Source organism: Streptomyces sp. NPDC055025 (genome assembly GCF_053608565.1).
In genome coordinates, this window is the sequence record NZ_JBSGVS010000024.1 from 110,299 (window position 1) to 118,165 (window position 7,867).

A 7,867-nucleotide genomic window follows, 5' to 3' on the forward strand; every position below is an offset into this window, starting at 1 on the left:
CCCTGTGGGGCCGCACGCCGGGCGAACGGCCGGAGTCCGCGGTACGGGACTCCGGCCGTTCGCGTTCCCCCGCTCCGGGGCCGGTCCTCCGTCCACGACTGGTGGGCGCGGCATTAATCGGGTAGATACGGACGAGTAGCACCAGCCGGTAAAACCCCCATTGGACCCGACTCCGCGGCGAGGTGAGTTCCTCATGTCCGCCCCATCCGCACCCTCAGCAGCATCCGCCCCGCAGGAACCGCAGGGCAAGCCCAAGGTCTCCGAGCGGGAGGCGCGCCAGGTCGCCGAGGCCGCCCGGGAACAGGGCTGGCGCAAGCCGAGCTTCGCCAAGGAGATGTTCCTCGGCCGCTTCCGGCTCGATCTCATCCATCCGCACCCCCTGCCCGCCCCGGAGGATGTCAGGCGCGGCGAGGAGTTCCTGACGAAGGTGCGCGCGTTCTGCGAGACGGAGATCGACGGCGCGCTCATCGAACGCGAGGCCCGTATCCCCGACCGGGTGATCAACCGGCTCAGGGAGCTGGGCGCGCTCGGTATGAAGATCGACACCCAGTACGGCGGTCTCGGCCTCACCCAGGTGTACTACAACAGGGCGCTGGCCCTGATCGGCTCCGCGAGCCCCGCGATCGGCGCGCTCCTCTCCGCGCATCAGTCGATCGGCGTACCGCAGCCGCTCAAAATCTTCGGCACCCAGGAGCAGAAGGACACGTTCCTGCCCCGGCTGGCCCGTACGGACATCTCGGCCTTCCTGCTCACCGAGCCGGATGTGGGCTCCGACCCCGCCCGGCTCGCGACGACGGCCGTGCCGGACGGCGACGCGTACGTCCTCGACGGTGTGAAGCTCTGGACGACCAACGGCGTCGTCGCCGATCTGCTCGTGGTGATGGCCCGGGTCCCGGCCTCCGAGGGCCACAAGGGCGGTATCACCGCGTTCGTCGTCGAGGCGGACTCCCCGGGCATCACGGTCGAGAACCGCAACGCCTTCATGGGGCTGCGCGGTCTGGAGAACGGGGTGACCCGCTTCCACCAGGTCCGCGTCCCCGCGGCGAACCGTATCGGCCCCGAGGGCGCCGGTCTCAAGATCGCTCTCACCACACTCAACACCGGTCGCCTCTCGTTGCCCGCGATGTGCGTGGGCGCGGGCAAGTGGTGTCTGAAGATCGCCCGCGAGTGGTCGGCGGCCCGTGAGCAGTGGGGCAGGCCCGTCGGCCGCCACGAGGCCGTGGGCGGGAAGATCGCCTTCATGGCCGCGACCACGTTCGCGCTGGAGGCGATGGTCGATCTCGCGTCCCAGATGGCCGACGAGGACCGCAACGACATCCGGATCGAGGCCGCCCTGGCCAAGCTGTACGGCTCGGAGATGAGCTGTCTGATGGCCGACGAACTGGTCCAGATCCGCGGTGGCCGGGGCTTCGAGACGGCGGAGTCCCTGGCCGCCCGGGGCGAACGCGCCGTACCCGCCGAGCAGATGCTCCGCGATCTGCGGATCAACCGGATCTTCGAGGGCTCCACGGAGATCATGCATCTGCTGATCGCCCGCGAGGCCGTCGACGCCCATCTCTCCGTCGCCGGCGACATCATCGATCCGGACAAGTCCCTCTCCGACAAGGCCAGGGCGGGTGCGCAGGCGGGGAAGTTCTATGCGCGCTGGCTGCCGAAGCTGGTCGCAGGACCGGGCCAGCTGCCCGGCTCGTACGGTGAGTTCCACCGGCCGGGCTACCCGGACCTGTCGGTGCATCTGCGCTATGCCGAGCGGACCGCGCGCAAACTCGCCCGCTCCACCTTCTACGCGATGTCGCGCTGGCAGGGCCGGATGGAGACCAAGCAGGGCTTCCTCGGCCGGATCGTCGACATCGGCGCGGAGCTGTTCGCGATGAGCGCGGCCTGTGTACGGGCCGAACTGCTCCGTACGAAGGGGGAGCACGGACGCGAGGCGTACCAACTGGCCGACGCCTTCTGCCGGCAGGCGCGTATCCGGGTGGAGGAGCTCTTCGGCCGGCTGTGGTCCAACACCGACGAACTCGACCGCAAGGTCGTGAGCGGTGTTCTCGCCGGCCGGTACACCTGGCTGGAGGACGGCATCATCGACCCGAGCGGGGACGGCCCCTGGATCGCCGACGCCACCCCGGGCCCCTCCAGCCGCCCCGACGTCCACCGTCACATCCCCTGACCCCTCGCATTCCCTGACCCCTCACATCTCCTGAACTCCCCCGAGCCGCCGCGTCGGCGACCGGAAGCGGCCCGGAGGCCGTGCCCTTCGAAGGCACGGCTCCCGGGCCGTCGGCCTGTTCGGATCGGCTTAGCTGAACGGGTCGAGGGTGATGAACGCCTGCTGCGGGTTGCCGTCGTGCACCAGGGACTCATGGGCGCCGACATCGTCGAAGGCGAACGCGTACGCCTTGCCGTCGGCCATCCGGGCGTGGATCTGCCGGGCGTAGTGATTGGTCACCGCGTCCTGGTAGAAGCCGGCCGCGCTCGTGTCGGGCTGGTTGGGGTTGGTCAGCAGCGTGGAGCGGTTGAACCCGGCGCAGAGCGTGCGCGAGATCGGCCCGCGTACGAGGTCGTTGGGCGCGTCCAGCAGCTTGTAGCAGCCGAAGACGCTGTCGGCGTCCGGCTTCTGGAACGAGGTGACGACCGCACCCGCCGTATTGGTGAAGTTCATGACGTTGCCCGAGACCCGGCCGACGTACTTGGTGTTCGGCTGGTCCGTGAAGGGCGTCACGGTCAGGGGGGACGTGGCGTACTTGCTCCACACCCGGTTGATGTAGTCGTCCATCACCGAGGCGGGCAGAACGCCGGCCCCGATCCCGTGGCCGGGTGAGAGCGCGCGCAGGACGGTGCCGTCGGAACGGGTCTGGATCAGATTGGCCCAGCCGCCCGGCTGGCTCCTGAGGGCGTCGTAGAAGCCGTTGTAGCCGCCCGCCTTGAGATGGCCGGTGGACTTGGTGGTGCCGTCGGGGAGCTTGACACCCACGGCGTACGGCGCCGAGAACATGTCGACCTGGGTGCTGTTGATCCACAGCCCGGCGTCGTTGAGCGTGTACTCGGTCCAGTTGAAGAGGATGTTCCGGTTGGGGTCGGCCGGGTTCTGCACGGCGGGCTGCACCAGTCCGCCCGTGGTCAGCCTGAAGTCCAGTTTCTGACCGTACGAGAAGTAGACCCGGCCGGAGAACTTCGGCATCCGGATCGTGAGCGACTGCCCGTTGGCCGGGCCCGCGATCGACGCGTCGGGCGCGGGGGTCGGCGGATTGCCTCCGACGGGCCAGGCGTGGAACGTGCCGTTCGCGTCGGCCCAGCCCTGCTGGCCCGTCGAGAGGTTGGTCCCGAGGTTGTAGACGTAGACCCGGTCCGTACGGCCGGAGCTGTTCGAGATCGTCAGAGGGATGGTCGCGGGGACCGCGGCCTCGGCGGCCTCGGCGGCCACGGCGGGTGTTCCGGGGCCCGCGGCCGTGAACCCCGTGGTGAGGATCACCGCGGCGGCCAGTGACGCGAGCAGTTTTGTTGTGCCCAACACGCTCTGCCTCCTGCGTTGTGGGGGGTTTGAGAGCGCTCTCAAGAATCGGCGCACGGATGGGAGGTGTCAATGAGCGCGGCCAACTCGCCCTCAGGGACGCTCCCGCCGAAAACCGTTGGAACCAGCGGGAATTGACGGCACAGCATCCGCCGCGTGATGACCGCGGACACCGTACTGGCCGTCCTCGCCCTGCTGCACCGCGCAGAACAGGAGCCACTCGTCATCGAGGCGCTGTCCCGAGGGGTACGAACCCTCCGACCGGGACCGCCACGACATGGCTCGGCTCCGCGAGACCTTCGGGATCGCCACGCATCTCTGAGTACGGGCCCGGCCGTCCGTTCCATGCAGCACAATCGGGCCTCGGGACGATCCATCCAGCGGATCGACCACACGGCGGATCAACTCACGACGGGGGCAGCCATGTTCGGGGCCGGAAGAAGGCGGACGCGGCGGACGCGGCCGGCGCCGCGGACATGGCGCGGCGGCGCGGCGGCCCTGACCGCCGGTCTCGTACTCGTCGGGGCGACCGCGTGCGGCGGTGGCGAGCGCGCCGATGGCGGTGGCGACGGAGCCAAGGGCGCGAGTCCGGCCGGTGGCACCTCCGCCCCGGCCACGGGCGCCGCCCCCGGCCCCGCGCCCCTCACCGAGCGGCAGCTCACCGCCGCCTCCCTCACCGACGGCGAGCGGATCGGCGAGTACATCGCCTCCGAGTACGCGCTCGGCGCCCCGCTCGGCGAGGACTACACCGCGGACCCGGCCGGCTGCCAGCCGCTGGTCAGCCTCGCCCGGGGCGCCACCGCGTTCGATCCCGCCGCCGAGGTCCACCGCAAGGTCGACATCCCGGACGAGATGCTCGGGCTCACCGTCTCCGTACAGCTCCGCTCGTACGCCGCGCAGGGCGCGACCGGCGTGCTGAAGGCCCTGCGTACGGCGGGCCGCGACTGCGCGGGCGGCTTCACCGAGGACCGGGCGCTGGCGCGGGCGAAGTATCTGAAGGCGGAACCGGCCAAGGCGCCCGATGTGGGGGACGAGGCCGTCGCGTACCGCTTCACGATTCTCGATGTGAAGGGAGAGCTGAAGCTGTACGAGTATCTGACCGTCGTACGGTCCGGCTCCACCACACTCTCCTTCCGCGCCGAGATCACCGGTACCGAGGACGTCGGGGGAGTGCCCGACGAGATCGTCGAGACCCAGTGGCGGAAGTTCCGGTCCACCGGAAAAGCCTGAAGGATCCGAAGGCCGCCAAGCCCGCGAGGACCGGCGCGCGGAACGACCGAGGACCGGCACACGGAACAACTGAGGACCGGCGCGCGGAACGGCGGAGGACCGGCGCACGGAACAAGCGCGGGGGCGCGCTGTCCAACCCGCGCACGGATGGGGCAAGAATGGGGGGCATGAGCGACAGCCCAGCCCCTCTCGCCGATCCGCACATCGCCTTCGACCCGACCGAAGGCCGCCGGGACATCGTCGTCCTCGGCTCCACCGGATCCATCGGCACCCAGGCCATCGACCTGGTCCTGCGCAATCCCGACCGCTTCCGTGTCACCGCGCTCTCCGCCGCGGGCGGGCGCCCCGCGCTCCTCGCCGAGCAGGCCCGGAAGCTACGCGTCCGTACCGTGGCGGTCGCGCGCGAGGACGCCGTGCCCGCGCTGCGGGAGGCGCTCGGGGCGCGGTACGGTACGGGCGAGCCGCTCCCGGAGATTCTCGCGGGGCCGGACGCCGCCACCGAGCTGGCGGGTTCCGACTGCCACACCGTCCTCAACGGCATCACCGGCTCCATCGGGCTCGCCCCCACGCTCGCCGCCCTCACCGCGGGCCGCACCCTCGCTCTCGCCAACAAGGAATCGCTGATCGTCGGCGGTCCCCTGGTCAAGGCCGTGGCCCAGCCCGGCCAGATCATCCCCGTCGACTCCGAGCACGCCGCGCTCTTCCAGGCGCTGGCCGCCGGTACCCGCGCCGATGTGCGCAAACTCGTGGTGACGGCCTCCGGCGGGCCCTTCCGCGGCCGTACGCGCGCCGAACTGGCCGATGTCACCCCCCGGGACGCCCTCGCGCATCCCACCTGGGCGATGGGCCCGGTGATCACGATCAATTCGGCGACCCTCGTCAACAAGGGGCTCGAAGTGATCGAGGCGCATCTTCTGTACGACATTCCCTTCGAACGCATCGAGGTGGTCGTGCACCCTCAGTCGTATGTCCACTCGATGGTGGAATTCAGCGACGGCTCGACCCTGGCCCAGGCGACCCCGCCGGATATGCGCGGGCCGATCGCCATCGGTCTCGGCTGGCCGGGGAGGGTCCCCGACGCCGCTCCCGCGTTCGACTGGACCAAGGCCTCGACCTGGGAGTTCTTCCCGCTCGACACGGAGGCCTTCCCCTCCGTGGGACTCGCCAGACAGGTGGGGGCCCTGGGCGGCACGGCCCCGGCGGTGTTCAATGCCGCGAACGAGGAGTGCGTCGACGCGTTCCTCGCGGGCAGGCTGCCGTTCAACGGCATCATGGATACGGTCACCGAGGTCGTCGCGGAACACGACACGGTGCACGGTGTGGCGCGCGGTGACGCACGTACGGGAACCTCGCTCACCCTGGCGGACGTCCTCGAAGCGGAGACCTGGGCACGTGCCAGGGCCCGTGAGAAGGCGGCGGCATTGGCAGACGAACTGGCAGACACAATCGGCGAAGAACAGCCGGCGGAGGCTCGCGCATGACGATTCTGTTGACGGTCCTCGGCATTCTGGTCTTTGTCGCCGGGCTGCTCTTCTCCATCGCCTGGCACGAACTCGGCCATCTCTCGACGGCCAAGTTCTTCGGTATCCGCGTGCCCCAGTACATGGTCGGCTTCGGGCCGACCATCTGGTCGCGGAAGAAGGGCGACACGGAGTACGGCATCAAGGCGATCCCGCTCGGCGGCTATATCCGCATGATCGGAATGTTCCCGCCGGGCCCCGACGGCAGGATCGAGGCGCGGTCCACCTCGCCCTGGCGCGGGATGATAGAGGACGCCCGCTCGGCGGCCTTCGAGGAGCTGCAACCGGGCGACGAGAAGCGCCTGTTCTACACGCGCAAGCCGTGGAAGCGCGTGATCGTGATGTTCGCGGGCCCGTTCATGAATCTGGTGCTCGCCGCCGTGATCTTCATCGGTGTGGCGATGAGCTTCGGCTTCCAGACGCAGACCACCCAGGTCGCGGGCGTCCAGAAGTGCGTGATCCCGCAGAGCGAGAAGCGGGACACCTGTGAGAAGGGCGACAAGATCTCACCCGCCCAGGCGGCCGGTCTCAAGGAGGGCGACAGGATCGTCGCCCTCAACGGACAGCGGGTCGAGGACTGGACCACGCTCTCCAATCTCATCCGTAAGACCATCGGTCCGGCCACCGTCACCGTGGAGCGCGACGGCACCCGGCAGGATCTGCACGCCACGCTCGCCAGGAACATGGTGGCCGAGAAGGACTCCGACGGAGAGATCGTCCCGGGCGAGTACGTCCCGGCCGGCTATCTCGGCTTCGCCGCCGCCACCGAGATCGTCCCCCTCTCCTTCCCCCAGTCCGTGGACCGGATGGGCACCATGATCGCGGACGGCGCCGAGTCGATCGTCGCCCTGCCGTCCAAGATCCCGGACCTCTGGAGCGCCGCCTTCGGGGACGGCCCCCGCAAGGACGACTCACCGGTCGGTGTGGTCGGCGCGGCCCGTATCGGCGGCGAGGTGATGACGCTGGACATCCCGGCGCAGAACCAGATCGCGATGATGCTGTTCCTGCTCGCGGGCTTCAACCTCTCGCTCTTCCTCTTCAACATGCTGCCGCTGCTGCCCCTCGACGGCGGGCATATCGCGGGCGCGCTCTGGGAGTCCCTGCGGCGCAGGCTCGCACGTCTCTTCAAGCGGCCCGACCCGGGCCCGTTCGATGTCGCGAAGCTGATGCCGTTCGCCTATGTCGTGGCGGGCATCTTCATCTGCTTCACGCTGCTCGTGCTGGTCGCCGACGTCTTCAATCCCGTCAAGATCTCCTGACTCCCGCAGCACACCGGGATCGGCTGTTTGCGTGTGTTTCCGGCGGCCGGACACCTTTCGTGTCCGGCCGCTTACCTTTGGGTGGAGTTTCGGCGGCGATGTGCTCGGGCGCCGTGCGGTGGCGTAATCTCGGGGCGGAGCCCGCCCATCTCGGGACCTTGATCCACACCTTGGGGTTGCACAGCAGATGACTGCAATTTCTCTCGGAATGCCGTCCGTTCCGACGAAGCTCGCCGACCGCAGGATCAGCCGCCAGATCCAGGTCGGGTCGGTGGCGGTCGGTGGGGATGCGCCGGTGTCGGTGCAGTCGATGACGACGACGCGTACGTCGGATGTGGGTGCGACGTTGC

At 69.4% G+C, this 7,867-nt stretch carries 6 protein-coding genes; 5 read left to right on the top strand and 1 reads right to left on the bottom strand.

Features of this window, described 5'->3' with window-relative positions; genetic code table 11:
• Positions 1-193 precede the first annotated feature (193 nt).
• Positions 194-2,167, top strand: coding sequence for an acyl-CoA dehydrogenase family protein (locus ACWGDX_RS17135; protein WP_363084715.1), 1,974 nt, complete (start codon positions 194-196; stop codon positions 2,165-2,167).
• A 129-nt stretch (positions 2,168-2,296) separates the two neighbouring features.
• Here the strand turns inward: ACWGDX_RS17135 and ACWGDX_RS17140 are convergent, their stop codons facing one another.
• Complete coding sequence (locus ACWGDX_RS17140; RefSeq protein ID WP_453626330.1) at positions 2,297-3,511, bottom strand: glycoside hydrolase family 64 protein; 1,215 nt, start codon at positions 3,509-3,511, stop codon at positions 2,297-2,299.
• A 342-nt stretch (positions 3,512-3,853) separates the two neighbouring features.
• Between ACWGDX_RS17140 and ACWGDX_RS17145 the strand changes: the two genes are divergently transcribed.
• The 4 genes from ACWGDX_RS17145 to ACWGDX_RS17160 all read left to right on the top strand — a co-directional run.
• Positions 3,854-4,738 (top strand): hypothetical protein, encoded by an 885-nt coding sequence (locus tag ACWGDX_RS17145; RefSeq protein WP_453626332.1) that lies wholly within the window; start codon positions 3,854-3,856, stop codon positions 4,736-4,738.
• A 158-nt stretch (positions 4,739-4,896) separates the two neighbouring features.
• Complete coding sequence (dxr, locus tag ACWGDX_RS17150) at positions 4,897-6,219, top strand: 1-deoxy-D-xylulose-5-phosphate reductoisomerase (RefSeq protein ID WP_453626334.1); 1,323 nt, start codon at positions 4,897-4,899, stop codon at positions 6,217-6,219.
• Complete coding sequence (locus ACWGDX_RS17155) at positions 6,216-7,517, top strand: M50 family metallopeptidase (RefSeq protein ID WP_453626335.1); 1,302 nt, start codon at positions 6,216-6,218, stop codon at positions 7,515-7,517. The genes dxr and ACWGDX_RS17155 overlap by 4 nt, the downstream gene beginning before the upstream one ends.
• 187 nt (positions 7,518-7,704) lie before the next feature.
• A partial coding sequence (locus tag ACWGDX_RS17160) for a flavodoxin-dependent (E)-4-hydroxy-3-methylbut-2-enyl-diphosphate synthase (RefSeq protein ID WP_451721140.1) occupies positions 7,705-7,867 on the top strand: 163 nt, incomplete at its 3' end.

Coding starts and splice junctions, on each gene's coding strand:
- ACWGDX_RS17135 (WP_363084715.1), top strand. CDS start 194: ATGTCCGCCCCATCCGCACCCTCAGCAGCATCCGCCCCGCAGGAACCG.
- ACWGDX_RS17145 (WP_453626332.1), top strand. CDS start 3,854: ATGCAGCACAATCGGGCCTCGGGACGATCCATCCAGCGGATCGACCAC.
- dxr (WP_453626334.1), top strand. CDS start 4,897: ATGGGGGGCATGAGCGACAGCCCAGCCCCTCTCGCCGATCCGCACATC.
- ACWGDX_RS17155 (WP_453626335.1), top strand. CDS start 6,216: ATGACGATTCTGTTGACGGTCCTCGGCATTCTGGTCTTTGTCGCCGGG.